The organism is Bacteroides sp. BFG-637 (assembly GCF_024793605.1).
In the GTDB taxonomy this organism is placed as follows: domain Bacteria; phylum Bacteroidota; class Bacteroidia; order Bacteroidales; family Bacteroidaceae; genus Bacteroides; species Bacteroides vicugnae.
The window spans coordinates 6,158,565-6,182,665 of sequence record NZ_JANUPD010000002.1 but is presented as its reverse complement, the minus strand read 5'-3'; the positions used below and the strand labels follow the sequence as shown (position 1 = coordinate 6,182,665).

Below are 24,101 nucleotides of genomic sequence, written 5' to 3'. Positions count from 1 at the left end.
CCGGAGCAAGTGCTACGAACAATTATAAAAGAAAATATGATAGAAAAATGGTGATAATGAACAGGTATAAAAAGATTTTGTTGGCAGGTACTTTATCTGTGATGTCTTGCTCATTGATACATGCGCAAGAGTTGTATAAGAATGAAAACGCTCCTGTGCACGAACGGGTGGCAGATTTACTTTCCCGCCTGACAGTGGAGGAAAAGATTAGTTTGCTGCGTGCTACTTCTCCCGATATTCCTCGTTTGGGCATTGATAAATACTATCATGGCAATGAGGCATTGCATGGAGTAGTCCGTCCGGGACGTTTCACTGTATTTCCGCAAGCTATCGGACTGGCAGCTACCTGGAACCCTGAGTTACAAAAACGGGTGGCTACTGTGATTTCGGATGAGGCGCGTGCCCGTTGGAATGAACTCGATCAGGGGAGAGAGCAAAAAGAGCAGTTTAGTGATGTACTGACCTTTTGGTCACCTACGGTGAATATGGCACGTGATCCCCGTTGGGGACGTACCCCGGAAACGTATGGGGAAGATCCTTTTCTAAGCGGAGTGATGGGAACGGCTTTTGTGAAAGGCTTGCAAGGAGATGATCCGCGTTATTTGAAGATTGTTTCCACTCCCAAGCATTTTGCTGCCAATAACGAAGAACATAACCGTTTTGTCTGTAATCCGCAAATTTCGGAAAAGCAACTGCGCGAATATTATTTCCCGGCTTTCGAAATGTGTGTGAAGGAAGGAAAGGCAGCTTCTATCATGGCTGCTTACAATGCGTTGAACGATGTGCCTTGTACACTAAATGCCTGGCTGCTGAAAAAAGTGTTGCGTCAGGACTGGGGATTTCAGGGATATGTCGTTTCCGATTGTGGGGGACCTTCTTTATTGGTAAACGCCCATAAGTATGTAAAGACGAAAGAGGCGGCTGCCACTCTATCCATTCAGGCTGGATTGGATTTGGAATGTGGAGATGATGTCTATGACGAATATCTGTTGAATGCTTACAAACAATACATGGTATCGGATGCCGATATCGATTCGGCTGCCTGCCATGTGTTGACAGCGCGTATGAAACTGGGACTTTTTGATGGAACTGAACGAAATCCGTATACTAGAATCTCTCCGTCGGTGATCGGCTCGAAAGAGCATCAACAGATTGCTTTGGATGCAGCCCGGGAGTGTATTGTTTTATTGAAGAATAAGAATAATATGCTTCCATTGAATGTTAATAAGGTGAAGTCAATAGCCGTGGTAGGTATCAATGCCGGTAAATGTGAGTTTGGTGATTATAGCGGTGCGCCGGTAGTAGATCCGGTTTCCGTTTTGCAAGGTATAAAAGACAGGGCAAGCGATCAAGTGAAAGTAGTGTATGCACCCTGGAAATCTGCTGCCGACGGCTTGGAACTGATTCAAGGAGAAAACTTTCCGGAAGGATTGAAAGCAGAATATTTTGAAAACACTGCATTGGAGGGTACGCCTAAAGTACGTAAAGAAGGTTGGATTAATTTTGAGCCTGCCAATCAGGCGCCCGATCCTTTTCTTCCTAAATCTCCGCTTTCCGTTCGTTGGACGGGAAAGTTGAGACCGACTATCTCCGGTCGTTATACTTTTAGTTTTACTTCCGACGATGGTTGTCGTTTGAGTATTGACAACCAGTTGTTGATTGACGCCTGGTCGGCTCATGCGGTATCTACAGACTCTGCTTCCATCTATCTTGAAGCGGGGAAAGATTATCAGTTAAAAGCGGAATACTATGATAACCGGGATTATGCTATCGCAAAATTACAATGGAAAGTGCCGCAGGTAGGAAAAGCGACCCGTCTCGATTTGTATGGGGAGGCCGGAAAAGCAGTCCGCGAATGTGAAACGGTCGTTGCTGTGATGGGAATCAATAAGTCAATAGAACGTGAAGGACAGGACCGGTACGATATTCAGCTTCCGGCAGACCAAAGAGAGTTCTTGCAGGAAATCTATAAAGTAAATCCGAATATAATCGTTGTATTGGTAGCAGGAAGCTCACTGGCTGTCAACTGGATGAACGAACATATTCCTGCCATCGTAAATGCCTGGTATCCGGGTGAACAGGGAGGAACAGCCGTTGCCGACGTATTATTTGGTGACTACAATCCAGCCGGGCGTTTGCCGCTCACTTATTATAAATCTCTGGATGAATTGCCTGCTTTCGATGATTACGATATAACCAAAGGGCGTACTTACAAATATTTTAAAGGAGACGTTCTTTATCCTTTTGGTTACGGACTTAGTTATTCTTCTTTCAAATACAGCGATTTGAAAGTAAAAGACAGTGCAAATACCGTCAGCGTTTCTTTCCGCTTGAAGAATACCAGCAAGAGGAAAGGGGATGAAGTGGCACAGGTTTATGTGCGGATTCCGGAAACCGGAGGTGTCGTTCCGATTAAAGAGTTGAAAGGTTTCCGGCGTATTCCTTTAAAATCAGGAGAGAGCCGTGTGGTGGAAATCGAACTCGATAAAGAGCAACTTCGTTATTGGGATGCAGGATTGGGACAATTCATCGTTCCCCAAGGTGCGTTCGACATTATGGTCGGTGCTTCCTCTAAAGATATTCGTCTGCAAACTGTCATTAATTTATAGATTGTATCATAGTTGTTGAGGCTGTGTAAAGGGTAATCGATGTATTAACTGTACCTTTTACACAGCCCGACTTTTAATTTATTGTATTATGAAAAACAAGTATTTGCGGTGTATAAACGCACTATTCTTATGCTGCCTGATGGCGGAAACAACAATGGCTGCCCGTTTCCAACAGCCACCCCTGAAAGCTACTTACAACAAACCCGCAAAAGTGTGGGAAAGCGAAGCATTGCCTATCGGTAACGGTTATATGGGCGCTATGATCTTCGGAGGTGTGGAAGTAGATGTTATTCAGACAAATGAACATACTTTGTGGTCAGGAGGTCCTGGCGAAGATCCGTCTTATAACGGAGGGCATTTGGGAACCCCGGAAACGAATAAAAGTTATCTTCATAAAACCCGTGTGCTGTTACAGCAGAAGATGAATGATTTTACTGCAAATCATTCCGCTTATATTGACGCAGACGGAAAATTGATTACCCATAATTATGAGGGGGGATGGTAACGGTACGGAACTACGAAACCTCATAGATAAACTGGCGGGAACTAAAGAGCATTTCGGCTCTTTTCAAACATTGAGTAATATCATTGTAGAGGTTGTAAATCCGGCTACCTCCGAACCTGCCTATTCTGACTATACTCGGACGCTGGATATCGACAATGCCATTCATCGGGTAACTTATAAAGAGGGAGGAATAACCTTCAAACGGGAGTATTTTATGAGTTATCCGGACAATATCATGGTGATGCGTCTGACATCGGATTCGAAGAAAGGAAAGATTTCACGTATGATATCTTTGGAGTCATTGCATACCGACAAGGTCATCCGGGCTTTGAACAATACGATTACCCTGACAGGATATCCTACTCCGATGAGTGGTGACAAGCGTGTAGGAGATCATTGGAAGAATGGATTGAAATACGCCCAGCAACTATTAGTGAAACATACAGGCGGAAAGATTACGGTAGTAGACGGGAAGAAATTGAAGATAGAAGATGCCAAAGAAATCATCGTATTGATGTCGGCTGCAACGAACTATGTGCAATGCATGGACGATTCTTATCATTATTTCTCTGGAGAAGAACCGCTGGATAAAGTGAAGGCTACGCTGAAAAAGGCGACCAATAAAAAATACACCACTTTATTGGCTACCCACGAGAAAGATTACCATTCGTTGTATGACAGAATGAAACTGAATCTGGGCAATCCGCCGGGAATACCCGTTACAACTACGGACAGCCTGTTGAAGGGCATGGATGCCCATACCAACTCGGAATCCGAAAATCAATACTTGGAAATGTTGTATTTCCAATTTGGTCGTTATCTATTGATTTCTTCTTCAAGAGAAGGTTCTCTGCCTGCCAATTTGCAAGGGGTGTGGGGAGAAAGACTTTCCAATCCCTGGAATTCCGACTATCACACCAATATCAATGTGCAGATGAATTATTGGCCTACGCAGCCTACTAATCTATCCCGTTGCCACCTGCCTATGGTAGAATATGTAAAGAGCCTCGTACCACGCGGAAAATATACGGCACAACAATATTATTGCAAGCCCGATGGCGGAAATGTACGTGGATGGGTGACGCATCATGAAAATAATATTTGGGGTAATACGGCTCCGGCCAAGAAAGACACTCCCCATCATTTTCCGGCAGGAGCTATTTGGATGTGCCAGGATATTTGGGAATATTACCAGTTTAATCTCGACAAGGACTTTTTAGAAGCGTATTATGATGTCATGCTCCAAGCGGCTCTTTTCTGGGTGGATAACCTTTGGACGGATGAGCGGGACGGTACTTTGGTGGCAAACCCCTCACATTCTCCCGAGCATGGTGAGTTTTCATTAGGTTGCTCCACCTCACAAGCTATGATAGCAGAGATGTTCGATATGATGATAAAAGCCAGCAAGGTGTTAGGTAAGGATAAAGAACCGGAGATTGCAGAAATAGAGACTGCAATGAACAAACTTTCCGGTCCGAATATAGGATTGGGCGGACAATTGATGGAGTGGAAGGACGAAGTGACGAAAGACGTTACCGGAGACGGTGGGCACAGACATACGAACCATCTTTTCTGGCTGCATCCGGGCTCGCAGATTGTGATCGGAAGGAGCGAAGAAGATGATAAATATGCAAATGCCATGAAAGTGACATTGAATACCCGTGGAGACGAGGGCACAGGCTGGAGTAAAGCGTGGAAACTAAATTTCTGGGCCCGTTTGCATGATGGTAACCGTTCTCATGCATTATTGCGGAGTGCAATGAAACTGACTGTTCCCCAAGGCCGTTTCGGTGGTGTATATACCAACCTTTTTGACGCGCATCCGCCTTTCCAGATTGATGGAAACTTTGGTTGTACAGCCGGGATTGCGGAAATGTTGATGCAGAGTCAGGGAGGATATATCGAGTTGCTTCCCGCTTTGCCCGATGTATGGAAAGACGGTGCGTTCAAAGGGATGAAAGCCAGGGAAACTTTGAAGTGGATGTAACCTGGAAAGAAGGGAAAATCACTTCGATTGAAATACTTTCTAATGCAGGTGCAGAGTGTATGCTTAAATATCCGGATGCAAAGAGTCTGAAAGTTTCCGGTGCTAAGGTAAGAGTACTCGCTGACGACCGGATTGCTTTTGATACTGTTAAAGGTAAGAGATATACGATCAGATGAATATTGCACAATGCGATATTCGTTTTACAACGATTATTTCCTTTCTGAAATAAAAAAGAGGACGAAAGTCCGAAAGACTTTAAAACGAAAACTCCCCCTCACGGCAAAGTAAGAGGGAGTTTATTCATTCAAAACCTTTCGGACATTTGTCCTCTCTTTTATTTCTGTTTTCTACCTTATTCCTATTTGTTGGTAGTCAGGCAATTAATCATATTCACTACTAACTTACCAGCTACCGGATCTGTCGTTGCCTTTTCCGTACACATGGTAGAGATCATTGCTTCTCCCTTTCCGTCAGCTATTTGTAACATCGTCAGTCCACGCATAGATTCTATTCGTTCGATGCGGTCTTCCGGTTTTCCACCATCAATGTAAGCATGAATTTTCATCTGTCCTGCCAGTTCCGTCACGTTCTTGTGGCGATGGACTTTCAGAGTAGCGGTACATGCTTGCGGAATTTCCCGTTTATTGTTGTTGAAATAGCGTAATTCCAATACATCGATGTCATTGAACACCGGAGCATCATTGCGTTCCATAATTACGATATCGCCTTCTGTCGGGATAATCCAGCCCGTGATATATTCAGGATATATAGCTTTGACGGCTTCCTTACTGTTGAGGAAGAGTAGCTTTCCACCTTTTGACTGATAAGCACGGATCAGCTCCTTTTCTTCGTCAGTGCAGGCTGTCAGACCGGAGATAACGCAAAGGTCAGCTTTCAGTTTGCTGTTGAGCAATTCTTTTATGGAAGAAATCGGTTGATAATTGATGTTCAGGAAGTCAAATACCATTTTCGTGTTATCTTTATCCAATAATACAATCTTTTTGTTTGGGTCTACCTGACCTACATTCCACTCTTTATTAGTGAGCAACAACTCATATTCATTGGCAGAAATTGGCAGACCGTTCTCTGTGAGTTTTAATACCAGTTTGGCTTTTGTCTTGTCGGCAGGCAGATTGGCCGGCAACTGAATATCAGGTTCGGCATAGTATCGCGCATAATGTTTCACAGCCGGAATCTTTTCACTGCCGCTTGCTAGGCACTTTCCGCTTTCATCTTGTATTTCCCAGCGAAGCAGGGACGGTTGCAGATCCGTACTGTCTTCACGGTCATTGACCACATAGATGCGTGTAGGCAGTTTCTCACCTGCGTACAAGTTGCGTCCCCACAATTCTGCACTAACCAATACAGGTTGTAAAGCCCGTTTCAAAGCATAGTAGGTGGGGTACGGTTCAATGTTCTGATAATCGTATGTCTGACGGAACCATGTCATCAATGCAAAGTGCATAATACCCGAAGCCTGGTCGTTGGAGCGACGAAGCGTTTCGGCCAGTTCACCCGTGATGAATGCTTGTACTTTCAGGAAGGAAGCCGGGTCTGCCCAGTCATAAGATTCATAACCGATCAGTGTATAAGGATTTTGGTGGATGAGCTGATAGGAGCGGGTAGGATGCCCCGTTTCATTATTGGGATAACCTGTAGACATCTCCTGACTGATAAGCGGACGGTCGGTTACCTTGAACTGTTTTTGGAATTCTCCATTGAAGAAACGGAAAACCGAGTAGTCATACCAATTGTAATAACCGTGCATATCGTCAATGTCGCCATCATCGATGCTGCTCATAAAGTCAGCACCGAATTTCTTATCCTTGCCTTTGGCCTGATAGTTGGAGTCGAAGCAGATAGGACGGGTAGGGTCGATGCGACGCATCTCTTTCACTACATCCGAAATAATACGGTATTTCTCTTTGGCACGTTCCAGATTGCTGTCATTGTCGTAGAACTTCATTTCATTGTTCACTGTCCAGAAGAGCAGTGAAGGGTGATTGCGATATTTTTTCAGCAATCCTAAAAACTCGTTACGCCATATTTCAATCAGACGCTGGTCTGGAATTGGAGTGGAATGAATCATCAACCACGACCATGTGCCTTCGAATGAAACACCGATACCGTTACGGTCGGCAGCTGTCATCCAGCGTTTGTTCCACGGAGTGGTGTGTGTACGGGTTACGTCGATGTTTCCGGCTTTCATCAGTTGCATGAAAGTATTGGCCAGATTTTCATCATTAGGTGCCAGTGCGAAAGGAATGTGGTTTCCGCCGCGCAACCAGTATTTATTACCGTTCAGGTAGAAAAGTCCGTCTTTCACCTCAAAAGTACGGAATCCGGAAGTTTCTGTCAGACAGTCCAGTTCTGTTCCTTTATCTGCTACCAGGCGGAATTTGAAATCGTACAGGTTGGGATGCTGCGGTGTCCATAAGCGAGGTTTCAAATCGCTGATCGTATAGGTTTCCATGCGCTCTTCATCTGCATTGAGATTCAGTTTCCGTATGGATAATCCCGAATAGAGTACAGCACCGGTTTCTTTGTCGATGATATCCGTATAAAGGTCGAACTGTTTCTTTTTACTACCATGGTTCTTTAGGGTTACATCGAAGGTAGCGCCATTCAGGGTCGGTTTGATAAAGACATCTTCCACTTTTGCGGGGTCGGTAATCGTCAGCTTTACCGGTTGCCAGATTCCGGCAGGTTCGTCACCATAAAAACCATGAGGAATTTCTTTCAGCAGAGCATCTTTGTTCACTTCCACTTTGGCATCTTCCTGCTCACTTTCACGTACGGAAGAATAGAAGAAATCGATGGCATTTGCCGATTCCGATGCGCTTCCATCCATTTTGCGTGTCACTTTTACGGTAATCAGGTTCTTACCGGGTTTCAGCAAATGGCTGCCGTCTACCTGAATTTCACCGAACATGCCGAGATGTGAAGTGGCTAATGTTCCGTTGATATAGATTTCGGCAATTTTGGAGACCGCGTCGAAGGTCAGTGTCATATTTTTGCCTTCCACATTGGCAGGCAGTTCCAGCCATTGACGGTACCAGGCATATTTCACCCGGCGATAATCGAATGTATAGTTTTCACAGCGGTCGGTTTCCTGTTGGTAGTAGGTGTCCGACACACCTTTGGGTTGTGCACCGGTAGGAGAGGGCATCGTTTCGCCATGCAGCCAGATACGGATTGGTGTCCAGAAGTTAGGAACGGACATGATGTGCCAGTCCTGGTCGTTCGTTTGTACCGAAACAGCCTTATCCTTGTTGTCCAGTTGATAGTCGGGCATAAAGAGCCAGTTGCCATCCAGCGTGATGTCTGTGCGGCTGCCGGTGAGCGCTGCCAGTTTGGCGGAAGTATAGGAAGCCCGTTCCTGGCGGCGTTTGTTTTCTTTCTCCGCAGGAGTGGCCTTCTTTTGATATTCTGCCACTTTCACGTTTTTCAGTGCATCGTCTGCCATCGGAGTAACGGTGAGGTCATCAAATTCAGTTTCTATCCATCCTCCACCCAGAGCAACTTCACCTGATGGTACCAGGTCGGCATTCTTGTCTACAAGATCAATATGTGGTTGTTTCTCGTCGTTGAGGAATATGCGGATACGGTTGCCGCAAACTTCTACTTTTACACGATACCACTCTCCCGGTACAGGATGGAAACCTAACGGGCGGACTCCCATAAATTCGTCCGTACCCATATATCCGGTGCGCATCAGGTAAAGATCATCTTGCAGTCCGCCTTTGATACCTACCACATAACGGTCGAAACGGTTGTAATTGCGGAAGCTCGCCCATATCTGCACCTGTTCGGCATTTTTAGGGGCACGGGCTTTGAAAGAAAAGGAGTAGTTTTTCCATTCGGGATGACCGAATACGGCATAAGCGCCTTTCGAACGGAATACATTGTCGGCAATACTGCATGTTCCCCGACCCACCACTTTCAATGTTTCTCCGGCATTGGAGAAGTCGTTTGTCCATGTAGCATTGCTTTGTGCTTGTCCGTTCATGCAGAGGACGCTGCACGCACAAGCCAGAAATACTTTGCTGATTCTATTCATGATATTACAAGTTAATAATAATTTTGGTATAAAAGTACGGTTCGACAATAAATATTAGAATGAAGTACCGCTTAATGTACACTTAATATGTGCTTAATTGTCTTTGCTCTTGTTTTTCGTTGATTAATTTTGTATCTTTATAGGTTTCTCTTTCTTTTTAAATTGCTGTTCACCTTATAAAGTGACAAATAGCACTTTATAAGGTGACATTTGTCTTACTATAAGATGACTATGGTCCCGTTGCAATATGACAACTATGCCGTTGCATAAACTCCTCTAGTTTTATGCATAGAAAATCCTAAATCTATGCACAGAAAAAACTAAATCTCTGCATTGAAAAACTAAATGTTGCAATGAATTTGACATAAATGCCATGTGAAAAATAAAAAGAACCATGCCAAAAAACGAAGATTACAAGCTTACGATTTAGTGGCATGGCTATTTATAGATTAGTTTTTGTTCAATATCATAACGATACTCTATTATGAATAGGTTCCGGAATTATCCTTCGATGATTCTGAAGAACATATTCTGACTGGAGTAGTCGCTGATAAAGGTAAACTTGAATTGGAAGTTAGTAGTGGTCGGAACAATTTTCAATGTGAAAGATTGTTCTTCGCTGTTTACGTCCAATGTGCTACTCGTTTCATTTCCTTGTGGCTCTAAAACCAAAGAATAGTTTTGTTTGCAGAAATATTTCTTGCAATAGTCAGTCATCACAATCTTGTTTCCGGCAGAGTCATATTTCAGCAATACAGGCAACTTGGTACCAGTAAGACCGGTCGGACCGCCATATACGTCCCAAGAACAACCATTCGTCCAGAAAGCATGATTCTTAAAATAGTTCCCCAAGTAGTATTTCTTGCCTACTTCCAAGTCTGCCATTTTTGTCTTCGTGTCATCACCGGTGATTTCAGAAACTTTAATTTCATAGTCTTTGCTTACAACTCCTGTTGCATTCGGTTGTTTATCACTACCCATGTAAATTGTATGCTCTCCCGGTTGGCGTACAGGGTCTTTGATGTACCACTGTTCATTACCTTCGGATTTCACCTCTCCCTTTCCGGCATTGAATGTCCACGAGAACTTGAGGCCGTTGTCAGCTTCATTCATTTCATTGATCTTCTTGTCATTGAAATTAAGCTGGAATAACTGCATGTGCGGGCTGTTACGAACCAGTGTGAGTGTGTAATTGGCAGCATCCCATATTACATTATTGGCATCCCATCTTTCTTTTACTTTTGTATTCTGATCGTTTTTGTTCAACGTGATGGTGAATTCTGCATCGGCAGGTTTGAAGTTATATAACGTTTTGCGCAGATCCACATTAGTAAAGTGATAACCTTCCGTTTCATCATATACACCCGGAATTGTATATCTTTCGCCCAAACGTATGGACGGTGTTTCATTGTTGATACCAGCCTTACCGTAAATCATGATATTCAATTCAGGTTTCTTTGTCGGAGCTTCTACTACGTACTTCGAAGTTACATTACCTATATACAATCCCACTTCTTTTTCATTGAGTGTGAAAGCTGCTTTGTCTGTCCCCTCGTCATTCATAGCGAACAGGTTAGCACCATCTATACCTTCAGTTTGAGGACCTACCAATAGATAATTAGCCTTTTGAGCCGCATCATAGTAAAGACATACTTCACCATTAGCCAACTCGGTTTCTTGTGTAATCGTTGCGAGATTTGTAGTCATAGGGATTGTTTCCCAGCTGCCACCGTTAAGTTGAGTACCCAGTTTCCATGCTTTAGATGCAGTAACACCCATATTTTCCAATGTGGTTTGAGCATTGTGCACTTTGATGACTTTGGTACCTTTATAAAGACTTTCGATATTGCTCAACAGTTCTGTTACACCTGTCAGTCCAATACCATTTTTAGCAGTCGATTCATCTTGTGAGTAAATCAATACTTCTTTAGAGAATTCTTCTTCGGCAACAGTATAAGTCACTTTCACTTTACCTGATTTGTTGGCAGCTTTAGCGGTTAACACACCTTTATCTGTTACTTCGAATGTGTTATTTGGGTTCTCTGTCAACTCATAAGTTGTTTCAATAGCCAATTCACCGAATCCCAGTTCGTCTACAAACTTCACTTCTCCGCTTTCGCCGAATCCCCAGCCTATTGTTTTAGCAAGGTCGAGACTTTCGGTGCTGATGAATTTCAGAGATTCCGAGTCCTGATAAAGCGTACGTGTTTCACGATAAGCAAACAGACCGTTGCTGGCGCTGTAAGAAGTCGGTTTCACTACGAAATAATTGGAACTGGTAGTGGTCTTGTCCAATGTGATTTCCAACACTGCACCGTAGTATGGAGCTGTCATGTTGCTTGGAGTCAGTTCTACGGTCAGGAGGCCGTTTTCGTCCAGTTTCTTATTGGTATTTACCAACAGTTGAGGCACTTCCGCACGTGTCAGTTTCAATTCGTGGATATCCGCGCACTGGAAGTCTGCTTCGGACAAGTCGATGTCTTTAGGCAGAATCTTGAACTTGGCGGTAGCTGTATGGGCAGTAACCACTTTACCTAGTTTGTTAGTATAGCTGGCTGCTTCCAGGAACTCGTCTTCCTCAAAAACAAATTGTTTTTGGAAGAGGATAGAGCTGATACCGCTGAAACCACCGCCCTGTACGGGGAGGATATAGTTTTCACCGTAGATATAGACAGAGAGCGTCTTATTCTCTTTGTTCTCTGCCAGAATCGGAGTGTCTTTATCAGCTGTGATGGTGGTTTGCACCAGTCCTTCTGTTTTTTGGATGTAGATGTAACCGTTACTCTTGTCGTAGTATAACTGGTCTTTATCTGTTCCGGGGATTTCCTGTTCAGTGCCGAATGTCAACACCTTGTACCAGCCTGCACCTTTGTCTTTGGTGTATCTCCATGTACCTTCTTCCACCTTGAACTGGTAGAAAGGAGTCGCTTTATTGGAAGCCTGTACATATAATTCGTCTCCGTTGCTTAATACAATTGTGTATTGTGATTGGTCTTCACTGGGATACCAGCTCTGTACTGTCAGATTGGCGTTCAATGCAGCCTCAATCTTTTCTTTGAATCTATCCATGTCAGATTCAACCGTGCTGATACGGTTGTTCAGTCCTTCAATATCCGAGTCGTAATCCTTACAGGAAACAACTCCTGTTCCTAATGAAAACAACAGTGCTCCATAGAGAAAACTGTTTAATACTCTTTTGTTCATCATAGGTAAATTTTTAGTTTGATAAATATTTCATTTTTCTTGTTTCTTTATTTCTCTGCGATAATCTCTGCATAATTCAGGCTGATGTCACCTTCGGTCACTATCAGGTTGAAGTCGGCATATCCACGTGCATCGCGAGAATAAACTGCTATTTCGACTTCTTCCCATGTACTGCCTGTTGCGGGGAGGCTTACGCTTTTTGTCATTGTATCGCCAATCTGGCAACGTACGCTGGCAGCACCATTGCTGGAATAGCGGAAATGGATAGTTGATTTTCCGGTTCTGAAAGGGAGTTCTTTCCATTTCAGTGTGTTCAGACCACCGGAAGTGAGGTTGGTATGCCAACCACCGTTATACTTCGTGTCGTTGCAATATTTTACTACTCCCTGTTCGGGAGCATTGTTCATTTCCACTTCCGTCAGAGATGTTTCTATCTTGCTGCCGGAAACAGTGCCTTGGTAACAGTAGTCACAAGCTTCAGCTTCCAGTTTCTGTCTGGTCGGGAAAGGATGATTGCTATACTTACGGAGCAGGTTGATGCGCTGGTTGGGATAATCGTAATAGATCTTGTCCGAACTACGCCACCATGCAGCGTTTTCTGCAAGGTCGGTAAATCCTTCAAGGAATACCAGATCAGGCTTCTTGGATAGGAAAGATTCCATCATCTTGGTTGCATAACGGCCGTGGTCGGCATCTATAAATTGCCAGTTCGGACGAGCTAGATCACCTTGTACGAATCCCGGACATCCGCTGCCTACGCTGAAACCTTTGAAGTTGTAAGCGGAAATATAGGTGTTGTAGAGCAAGTTTTCGTTATATACGTCCTCTGCCATATCCATTGTAGGAACGGCAAACCAGTTGTGAATACCATCCAGATAGGGGCAGTCCACCAGTGAGTAGTCCCGGTCAGTCCATTCGCGTTGGATGATGAGGAACGGACGTACGCCAAATGTGGTGTTGAAGTCGTCGCTGATACACTTCAGAATATAACTCAACTTTCCATGATAGGCATCTGATTTCGTTTCGTCAAGTCCGGTCGTACTTTTGTACTTTACCGGGTCTTTCTTCATCAGTTCGCTAAGATAACTGTCCTGTAGGAATCCATTGGGGTTCCAGAATAGGATGACAGGGCGTCCGTCTATCTCAAACCAATAGTCACGCGGAACATTTTCGAACGATGGTTTCAGGTTGGCATCCCAGATGTAGTAATATATCTCTTTGCGGAAATCGTTGTTTGCACCTTTCATATCTTCTTTCTCAGGGTCGAGGAAGAGTAGCGGATAGTGTGAACCCTCTACGCGGCTACCATTTTTGAACGGTTTGTTGTCGTATCCGTATCCTTTATGTGCATTGCGTGCAGCCGACCATGAGGCAGGGGTATCATCAAAGATAGCGATCTTGAATTCATGTTCCACACCTTTGCGTTTGATAGCTGCCATCAAGTCATGGAGTTTGTCGGGGCGACCGTGGTCTATATCAGGATTTGCTTCACCACGACAGTTCATGGCAACATAATCCTGACCACTGTAAGCGATTTCTTCTACGAAGTTGTCCCACCAGTCGGCTTCGGTAATTGGACCGGGATATGCTTTGTCATCTTGTGCTTCGGGATAAGCAGAAGCTACGTAACGGCAGAATAATGAACGGTTGTGCATAGTAGAAACGTCAGTGAACGGCTTGTCCATCTTTTGGCGCAAGTTGCCTTCGAATCCAGCCAATGTACCTATTTTATAGGAACGTACAATTTCTTGTTCCGTTCCCTGTCCACCTTCAGAGCCGGGACCGTCGGGCCCGTCATTCGGATTGTCATCAGAGCATGTCCAGCAGAAAGCCCCCAAACCTAGCAGACATATGTATTTCCAATATTTATTTCTCATATTCTTTTTATCATTAAAGAGTTAACATTTTAGTTCTTCTTGAATTGCTGGCGGGTGATTTCCAGATATGTTCTTCCATATCCGTTGCCATAATTTTCTACTGTCGGCTCGATGAATGAGTCGAAATTATATTTGTTGTAAGAGTCAACCAGAATCAGACGGTTGCGTCCGGCATTCATCTTGGCTACGTTACACATGGTACGATATGTGGCAGGGTCTTTTTTTACAATCGGTGAGTTACCGATAGAACCGCGACCATCCTGCACCAGCTTGTTCCAAGCCGGACCAACAGTAGGAACGAACTCCATGCTTCCGTCGCCAAATGCTGGTAATGCAGTTTCACGGTTGTACTTCCAGTTCTGGTCTATCATTTGCGGATACATATAAGAGCGGCTCATTTCCGACTGGTCGTACATATTACGGCTGGCTACAGCGTCTACGCAGCCTTCCATGTAAAAGTATTGGTAACGCATCTGGTTGCACCATACATCGGCACTTTCCACCATGATGTAGATGTCGTAGCCGGTAGCTTCTTTCACAGCTTTCCGGATGCCATCGTACATGGCTTTGGATTCTTGTGCATAGATTTCACCAGTCTTATTTTTAATGTAAACCACCGGACGCGTGCCACCGATTTTGTAGTAGCGGTCGTCAGAGAAGTAACAGCCGATTTTGCTGAAGAAGTTGTTCAGCAGTTGTTGGCGGGTGTATGTGATACCATCATATACCTTTCCGGCTGCAGTCTCGATACAATTGGTTGAAGATAGTGTAGGAGGCAGGTCGACGATGTTGTTCCAGTTAACACTAACCACAATTTTCATCGTTTTCAAGTCGACGAAGTCTATACCCGGTTGTCCCATGTGTGGCATCGGAAGGCGTTTACCGCCTCTGCCAGAGCGTCCCAACATCAAGGTGATGAACAGAGAGTCACCTTGATTAATTTCGGTACCGGGTCCTTTACCCAAATCTGCTCCTGCTTCGGGCAGAATGATAAAGTCTGCCCCAGCTTCGATGCAATCGTCCACGTGTTGTTGTATCATTGGAATCATACGGTAACTTTGACTTCCTGCATCCGGCTGTAAATAGCCGTCTTTTTGTGATTCGGGCATTACTTGCGGTGTCAGGTTATTATAGTCATTCTTTGCACTCAATTCCTTATCGGTCAGCGTCAGAAGCTCCCAGCGGGTGAAGTTGGGATCACCGTTCGGCCTGGTGGTAATATCATTCCCTTTGTAGTAGAAAATGCCAACCTGATAATCTTCGGTGACAGGAATTTCCGGAATTTCGTAGTTCAAGAAGTAGTCATCGATGTTCGGACCCTCTTCTTTGTTGCATCCCGCAAGAAGTAATAAAGCGGCAGAGCACCCCGTAATGTATTTCATTAGTTTCATAACTGTCTTTCTTTTTATTTTATTATTTATTATCTTCTATGCGTACAAACTTGATACTTGCCGCTAAGCGTTCTTCTCCTTGTAGGGAAGCATACTCGGGATAGTCTTCCAATACGTTTTCGACAAATTCTTCAATGGTGTCTCCATACCAATGAGCTACCATTTCGTTATTATACATTAACTGACCGCCTTTCCAACGTTCGTATAGACCTTCTTGATTGTATGGTCCGCCGATACCCAATGGAGTAAAGAAATTATCATTATAGTTTCCGTCGGAACGAGGTACCAGTGAAGTGGATTGTAGCATACGGCAGGCTTCCCGGTAATAGTTCATGTTCCAGTTACGTTCGTCTGTAGGATATTGCAAACGTTCGGGAACCGGATCGAATTGATTGGCCCCGTAGGTCCCGTAATTGTTCGGAGTTCCGTTATAGAAAATAGGAGGATATTTCATCACACGTGTTCTGCGTTCCAGTGTCCAACCGGCAAATCCGTTGAAGTAGTCGGCGATGTAACGTTGTTTCCATACTTGTTCCAGATTGTTTTTATAACCGCCTTTTCCGTTGATATCGGCTTTGTAGAAGGCACGGTAGTCACGACATCCCAGTCCGTTGGTGTTCCATTTGACTCCGTTACGTTCTATGTATTCGGAGATTCCGGCAGTAACACTATATTCGTTCATGGAAGCAGTAATACCGTTGTAGTAATATTGTTCAGCACTCTGCGGCAATGCAACATTCACACCCCATTCATCTTTACGTAATTGGATTTCGGCAAGCATGAAGTTTACGTCCGCCCATGTCAACAGTTTCACCATAGCATCCTGTTTGATGAAATCGCGCTGAATCAGAGCATATGTGTAGCCTTCAATACTTACGGAAGCGGTTGAATAAAGGCTCTGAAGGTTGTTGTTGTGTTCATCCTTGCCGACAATCCATCCACTCGGTGTTTGTTTCAGCTCGAAGCGGGGTAGGAAAGGTATTCTGTATGAAACTTGTACGTATTTCTGTTCTGCTTCCGACCATAGGGAGTCTCTTACTACGGCACGGTAATCACCCGTTTCATTGATACGGGATGTTTGCGCATATCTGCTCAAACGGGGATCTTTGTAAGAGCGCATATAACAGAAGAAGTATTCGTTCATTGCCGGGTAAGTCAGCCCGCCTATTTCTGTCTCCAGCTTGGTGCCCAGATCGAATTCTTTCAGGATACGGTTGTAATATAAGGAAACGTCGGCATTGGGGTCAGTACCATAGCGTCCTGCTGCATTGTCATTGTTGGAGCTGAATAAGTAGTTGCGGTTGGTTTCGTTCAACGCTTTTTCAATTTGCTCACGTGCCATAGAGATAGCTTCAGGGCTTTTTTTCATGTTCATCATGCGGATAGCCACGTCCAGACGCAAGGAGTTGGCAAATTTACGCCATTTTTCAATGTCACTGTCACCACTGGCAGAAGGATAGAAAGGATCTTTCAGCATTTTGGGTCCGTTCGGGTCGAAAGTTTCTACTGCTTGATCCAGCCAACGGAGGATTTGCATATATGCTTCAGCTTCACTGTTATAGTAATATACGTTTCCATAAGTCTCTTTACAAGCTGCGTCCATAGGTATCGGTCCCCAAGTGCCTGTCAGTACGGAGTAGAGGTAGGCTTTCCAGGTAATCAGTATTGCCCAATAATTTCTATCGGTGTCCTGAGCGTATTTATCTTCCATAATAGCTACATCACCCAATACTTTCTTATAGAAGTTATAGAATCTGTCACCTACATTGTCTGAACTTTGCGGGCTGGTCCAGGAAACCACGTAGCGTGCCATATAGGCGTAATAGTTATAATTCATTTCGGATAATACGTCCAGAGACTTGTAGATAGTGCCTGGAAATATTTTCTGAATATCAATCTCATCCAGATATAGTTTGTTGGGGTTCTGGTTAGTTGCGTCGAAACTATCTACGCAAGATGTTGCCAATCCCAACAGAGCTGCGGTACATAATGTATATAAATACTTTTTCATTGTCATCGCTGTTAAAAAGTTATTTTAAAATCGAAACCGTAACTGGAAGTCGGTAAGTTGAAACCTCGTTCCAAACCTTGTTGGATTCCCATGGAAGAAGTTGCTTCCGGATCTATCCCCTTAGGTGTTTTCTGGTGGAGAATAGCTACATTTCTGCCTACGGCTGAAATTCTCATAGATTGTATGAAACCTATCTTTCTTAACCAATTCTTAGGAATATTATATCCTAAGGAAATCTCTTTCAGTTTTACATAAGAGGCGTCATACAGGTACAGCTCACCGTTTTTGCCACTATCATTAGTCCAATAGTCTATTGGTTTAATCCATGCCTGGCAAGGCTGTCCCGCTAGTCCCGGTACGGAACTGTCATAAACGGCTCCGGGGATATTCATGCCTTTCGGGCGGGAAGCATCCATATAAATGTTGTTTTTGCCGGAAGGTACATATTTTGAATCCAGAATACCGAGATAGCCCGTCTGGTCACCTTCGTTGAGAATCATATCAGCAAATAAATGTTCTGTACGTCCGCCCAGTGACATGATAGATTGTGCATTTCGGGAAGATTGGAAGGCAGTCTCCGACCATACGTGTCCACCCATACGAATGTCGAGCATGGCAGAAAAAGACAAGTCTTTCCAACGGAGAGAAGTACGGATACTACCCGTCCATTTCGGTTCTACGCTGGCGAGGAATTTGGCTTCACCTGACAGGGGACGACCGTTGGCTCCCACCAATACTTGTCCTTCATCATTGGTTTTCCATGGCTCACGGCAATAAAGACTTACCAACGGCTCACCTTTCACGATACGTAATTCTACACTGTTTTGAACGGTAGTCAGTGTCATGTAGTCCATTCCGTTTGCCAGTGAAACTACTTCTGAGTTGTTTTTCGCCCAGTTGATGTCTACTTTCCATTCCCAATCTTTATTTCTAAAAGGAACGACTCCCAATGTCACTTCATATCCCCAGTTCTTTACTTCACCGGCATTGAACAAGGCTTCTCCATATCCGCTTACACCGTTGATGGTGGAAGTCAAAATTTGGTTTTTGGTATTCTTATTATAATAAGTGAAACTAAAGGAAGCGCGGTCTTGCAGGAAGCGCAGATCTAATCCCGTTTCGAATGAAGTGGTACTTTCCGGTTTCAATGTGTTGGTTTTCCGTTTGTTTTCACTTTCGAACCACGCCATGTCCCCCAGATAAGAAGTGTTATAACTGAATCCATTTAGCAACTGGTCGAAACCGGTATCATTACCTACTTTGGCATAAGAACCACGGAACTTGGCATACGATAGCCAATCTTTTGGAATGCTTTTTTACCAACTCCGTCAGTACGAAACTGACGCCGTAGGAGGAATAGAAATAAGAACGGTTGTCAGAAGGTAAGGCAGATGACCAGTCGTTACGTCCGGTAACATCCAGATAAATGAAATCTTTATAACCTACACTGACTGTTCCATAGATTGCTTGCTTTTTCTTTGCATTATATTCCGGCCATGATTTGATAGTGGCGCCATTATTGGTAAGAGAAATAAAGTCGGAGGTAGCCAATGTTCCGACTTCCGAGTTTTGTTTCTTAAACAGGAAATCCTGCGAATTGGCACCCACGCTGGCGGATATATTGAAGTCTTTCCAGGTCTTGTTGTAAGAAAGCATAGCCTCATAAGTATAGTTACGAGCTTTCTCTGTGAACTCTTTGTAAAATCCGTCGGCATCCCCCGGAGTGTACATATTGCGGAATTCATACCCCTCTTTCATATTCAGGTCGAGAGCGGCCTTCAAACGCAGCTTCAGATCTTTGGTCAGTTTGTAGTTTACTGTTACATCGGCCAGTAACCATTCTTTCTTGTCTTGGTTGGAAAGCTCGTTCAGCATCCATACCGGACTTTTAAATTGAAGGGCGGTCGGTTTTCCGTTTTCATCTTTCCAAGGATACATTTCCTGTATGGAAAGGTCACGGGGCATATCCATCAGTGTATAGATAGGGTTACGGTCTGAATTGTTACGGTAAGAGCGGTTGTTGACATGCTCATGTGTATAGCGTCCATTCAGATCGACATCCAATGACTTTGTCAACTTCACATTGGAACGTACATTGAATGCGTTACGGGTAAGTTTGTTCAACCCTTCCAGTACGTCGTCGCTTCGCAGGTTGGTAAAGCCGATACGGGTAGAGACATGTTCGGTGGCCCGTTCTATAGAAACACTGTTTGTCCAGGAGTAAGCAGTCTGGTACATAGAGGTTGTATTTTCCGGAGTAGGAACATAGGCTTTGAGTTCTCCGTTGCGTCCTACTACCTGAAAGCCTAACATAGGCATACCCCATGAACGGGAATTATCATAACCTTCCATTCGTTGGATGCCATAAGGCATATTTGGATCATAAGGAACCTTTACGTCACCATTGAATGAGTTGGCTTTGTTATTTTCAAAACGGTTGATGTGCCCACCGCCATAGATATTCTGATAGATAGGGTATTGTGAAAATTCTGTGAATTGTACATTTGTAGAGTACGTAATCCCCAGACCACTTTTTTGACCGGCTTTTTTGGTCGTAATCAATATAGCACCATTAGCGGCATCCGAACCGTAGAGTGCGGATGCGTTGGCCCCTTTCAAAACTACGATATTTTCAATGTCGTCGGGATTGATACTGTTAGCAGGGTTACCGTAATCGATTTCACCACCAGTCACATCATTTATAATAGGTACACCGTCGATTACGTAGAGTGGTTGGTTGTTGCCGGAAATGGAATTGGCACCACGGATACGTACTGTGGCTGAACCGGCAGCACCATTTGATATCACTTGCAGACCAGCTACTTTACCAGCCAGCATATTTACAAATCCGGCATCCCGGTTTTCGGTCATGCCTTCTATGTCCATTTTCTGGAAGGCGGTAGACAGAGATTTTTCATCGCGACGTAAGTCCATAGCTGTTACTACTGTCTGTTCCAACATTACAGCATCTTCATCCAACGTCACATTCAATACATTCTTTCCTTTTACTATATTGAATGATTTGGTTTTAAAACCAATATAGGAGAATTTCAATACAGCACCGTTTTCAGGAACTTGAATAGAATACTTGCCATCAAGATCGGTTATTACACCTTTTGTTCCGCCCACTATCACTACATTGGCACCGATAATAGGCTCACCTTGTGTGTCGGTCACTGTTCCTTTTACTGTCCGGTTTTGTGCTTGCACTACCGAAACGCTGAACAGCATTAAAATAAAAATGAGACTTCTTTCATAGCATCTCATGTACTGAGAAAATCGTTGTTTCATGTTTTTCATGAATTTATTTATGAATAATCACTAAATTAAGAATTAATCGGATGAGAGAGCCTGAATTCGTTTTAAGGTTCGTCATTCGAATCAGATTAAGGTGTTCTTTCTTCTTTCATAATAATATTATATTTTTTAAGATTAATTTTCAGCAAAAGAACTATAAGACGATAAAAAAGAGGGGTGTTCGCGATTAATTGGGAATTAAAAAACAATTAAATGTGAATTAAGTCTTTTTTTTCTTATAATCATTCACAAATAGGTGCTGTTTTTCTTGGTATTGGATGAAAACAATGTAACGGGCTATAAAATATTACTGGAATTATTCGCGTTTGTAATAAAGAAAGTATAGAATCTCCCCCTCTTTCCTCCATCTTGATATGTATCGGTGGTTTAAGGAGAGGGGGAGGTTTGTTTTATAGAATAATTAATTAAGAAGCAATTGTCGGCCGGACTTATAAGTCGGCAAATGGGATTTTGTAGCTTTCACCCATCGAGTCGTGATATTCTTTGCAGAAACGATCATATAGGTTTCGAGCTATACCTTTTTTCCCTTGTGCGGCCAGTACTGTACATTTAGCAGCCAGAGCCTCCTCATTGAGCGGGTCATGCAGGAACATGATGTCGGCAAGGCGGATAATCATATCCTGATGATTCCGGCTGATTTCAATATCCAGCAAATTTTTTAATAAGTCAATAGAATGACTGGAATAGGCATCTTTAAAATCGTCCAGCCAATCAACAATGGTATTGGGTAATAAAGGACCATATAGCAATAACTCTAAAATTCTATTGAGCAATTCTTCACTTTTCACTTGTTCGAATTGTTTGGTACATGCAAGTAATGTGTGGTAATCGCAAAAAACATTTGTTCCCCATTTTATACGCAAGAAATTGTTTTCTATCATTACTTCCATATCTCCGATACTTTCCAACAATACCCGTAGCTTGCGCAGATTTACATTACGGTTATTGCGGGCGGCTGTTTCTTCTTTTTCCGGCCATAGTATTTCCGTTGTTTTGGAAGTTAGGATGCCTTGGGCATTTTTTTCTGTATAAAGTATCAGCAGAATAAGCAAGTGTTTCAGACGGGGGGTAAAATTGGATGTGATGTCATTTCCATTTTTATCGCGTACATTGAAACAGCCCAACAAAGAAATAGATGCACGGCTACGGTCATAATAATTGATCGTTTTTGTGAAAACGGATTCCGTGTCTTGTATTCTTTCTTTTTTCGGTATGATTCTGGATTCAGACATTCCTGGTTGTTTGAGGCTGTCTTCAGTTGTTGCAGTGGGAGTTTCTTCTATAATCCTCCCGGCTGCAGATGCTTTTTTCTTTTTACTGCTGTATTTGAAACGGTAGAATACTAAACCGACCAATGCAAGTAGCAGTAAGACTCCGGCGGTATAGAAATGCCATCGGCTGTTAGCGCTTTCTTCAACTGTTGACTGCCGGATATCCATTTCATTTACGAGAGGCATATTGATGGCGTAAATAGCCACATCATGTGTGTGGTTACTTAGTATTTTATCTAATACTAAGAATAACTTTCCATGTGACGGAGAAGTATAAAGGCTGAAGTCACAATCCTGATAAGTTGATTCGTTATAAATGGGCTTGGAAACTTCCGTATAGACGGAATCTTTCATTGAAATCTTCCATAACACACCTCCTTTATTTGTCGAAACAGCATAAAAGGAACTATCCGATGGCTCGAAATACATGGAAGAGGCCATTATCGTACCATCTTCTTTGGGATTATTTTGTTGCCAGACTATACGTGACTGCTTATTTTTTAGATTGATGGAGCATAATCCCCAATAATAATGGCTACTCAACTCTTGTTTGCCATACTTGTTTCCTCTACCGCCGAAGATATATAATTCATCGCCCACTAGAGCCATAGCTGCCGAATAACGGGGGTAGAGGGGACGTTCGTATTCTATTTGTTCCACTTTGTTAGTACCGGATTTCATCCGGTAAAGATCGTTGCGGTATTGGTAGAAACCATAACCTCCGAAAAAGTAGAAACAAGAGTCTGCCGGATTAAAAGTTTTGGCATGATTATAATTGGTGGCTTCTTCTGTGTTGCGTATCTCATTACTCCATTTTTCTGTGTCAAATGAGAAACTGGAAATTATGCCTTTCTTGGGATAATAAGACACAAGCTTATTGCTTAAAGTATCATATAAGAGATGATTGGGGAATTCTACAGCCGGATAGCCTCCACGCACTATCACTTCGTTCTGCAAAACTCCATTCTCGTCTAAGATTTCGATTGATTGGGATTTGACTAAATAAAATAAGGCCTCACGGGCATTGAAGGCCACGTTCAGTTTTCCCGGAATTTTAGCCTGATGAACAAGTTTCCATTCGATATGATTGTCTATTAACCATAAGGGATGGACAGCACGTGCCACAGCTCTTTCTATTTCATCATAACAGACATTATCATTATGCTTCCACAACTTCCATTCACGTATCTGTTTTCCATCTTGTATGATGGTTATATTTCTAAGATTTATTGGAGCTACATCTGCCAGATAGTTTTGCATTTGTCCGAATAAAGCGGTAACACTTTTCACTCCTTGTAAGGGAGCCATAGCTGATATTTTCTTGTTATCGTAATCTATTTCTATGACATTATCCTTCAAACGCAAGTGCAAAGAAACATCCAGCCATTTTTCTCGTTCTATGGGGCTGTTAATGTTGACGATGCCTTCATTGAGAACCAACGCTGGAAAATGTCTTTCTTCACCTGCGACAAATGAAAAACGGATATATTGATTGGTGTTTGTATGCAGATGGAGAATAGAGCCGAAGTCATGCTCATTGACACGTACATACATTTGAAAAGAAATCGTGAAATCGTTTTTTATAGAGAAAGGTTGGTTATCATCCAAGTACAAGGTTGTTCTCTCAATTCCAGCTACTGCATGGGATTTGAGAGAAAGTCCATAATCATACAAAGAAGATGCGTCCACTTTACCTACCATGCAAAGCAGGACGAAGAGCAAAATTTGTAGTTGATATTTCATAGTACTTTGTTATGTAGGTCGGCGGCATTGCTGCCGCTTTCCCCATTAAGAACTGTACGTGCGACTTTCACCGCATACAGCTCCGATAATTCTAAATTTAATTCTCATAAAATTAAATCGGCTCA

General features: G+C 43.3%; 9 protein-coding genes and 1 pseudogene. 2 read left to right on the top strand and 8 right to left on the bottom strand.

The window, feature by feature from the left end; all coding sequences use genetic code 11:
* Positions 1–47 precede the first annotated feature (47 nt).
* Together NXX38_RS24280 and NXX38_RS24275 are read left to right on the top strand one after the other, a co-directional pair.
* Positions 48–2,609, top strand: coding sequence for a glycoside hydrolase family 3 C-terminal domain-containing protein (locus NXX38_RS24280; RefSeq protein ID WP_258981444.1), 2,562 nt, complete (start codon positions 48–50; stop codon positions 2,607–2,609).
* Between the two features lie 88 nt (positions 2,610–2,697).
* A pseudogene (locus NXX38_RS24275) lies at positions 2,698–5,277 on the top strand (glycosyl hydrolase family 95 catalytic domain-containing protein).
* A gap of 182 nt (positions 5,278–5,459) precedes the next feature.
* Here NXX38_RS24275 and NXX38_RS24270 read toward each other — a convergent pair.
* The 8 genes from NXX38_RS24270 to NXX38_RS24235 form a co-directional block, all read right to left on the bottom strand.
* Complete coding sequence (locus NXX38_RS24270) at positions 5,460–9,161, bottom strand: glycoside hydrolase family 2 TIM barrel-domain containing protein (protein WP_258981441.1); 3,702 nt, start codon at positions 9,159–9,161, stop codon at positions 5,460–5,462.
* 501 nt (positions 9,162–9,662) lie between these two features.
* On the bottom strand, positions 9,663–12,368 hold the full coding sequence (locus NXX38_RS24265) for a hypothetical protein (protein ID WP_195649710.1): 2,706 nt from the start codon (positions 12,366–12,368) through the stop codon (positions 9,663–9,665).
* A 44-nt stretch (positions 12,369–12,412) separates the two neighbouring features.
* Entirely contained in the window at positions 12,413–14,242 is a 1,830-nt protein-coding gene (locus tag NXX38_RS24260) for a DUF5010 domain-containing protein (protein WP_217721211.1), read from the bottom strand.
* A gap of 29 nt (positions 14,243–14,271) precedes the next feature.
* The gene (locus tag NXX38_RS24255; RefSeq protein ID WP_148364647.1) at positions 14,272–15,633 is read right to left on the bottom strand and encodes a glycoside hydrolase family 99-like domain-containing protein; all 1,362 of its coding nucleotides are present in this window, start codon (positions 15,631–15,633) and stop codon (positions 14,272–14,274) included.
* Positions 15,634–15,655: 22 nt separating this feature from the next.
* Positions 15,656–17,644 carry a SusD/RagB family nutrient-binding outer membrane lipoprotein gene (locus tag NXX38_RS24250; protein WP_148364648.1) on the bottom strand — a complete coding sequence of 663 codons (1,989 nt, stop codon included), beginning with the start codon at positions 17,642–17,644 and terminating at the stop codon, positions 15,656–15,658.
* A gap of 11 nt (positions 17,645–17,655) precedes the next feature.
* Positions 17,656–18,954, bottom strand: a complete 1,299-nt coding sequence (locus NXX38_RS24245) for a TonB-dependent receptor (RefSeq protein ID WP_258982030.1) — start codon at positions 18,952–18,954, stop codon at positions 17,656–17,658.
* Positions 18,896–20,935 (bottom strand): SusC/RagA family TonB-linked outer membrane protein, encoded by a 2,040-nt coding sequence (locus NXX38_RS24240; protein ID WP_258981440.1) that lies wholly within the window; start codon positions 20,933–20,935, stop codon positions 18,896–18,898. The genes NXX38_RS24245 and NXX38_RS24240 overlap by 59 nt, the downstream gene beginning before the upstream one ends.
* A 455-nt stretch (positions 20,936–21,390) precedes the next feature.
* Positions 21,391–23,976, bottom strand: coding sequence for a hypothetical protein (locus NXX38_RS24235; RefSeq protein ID WP_258981439.1), 2,586 nt, complete (start codon positions 23,974–23,976; stop codon positions 21,391–21,393).
* Positions 23,977–24,101: the final 125 nt, after the last annotated feature.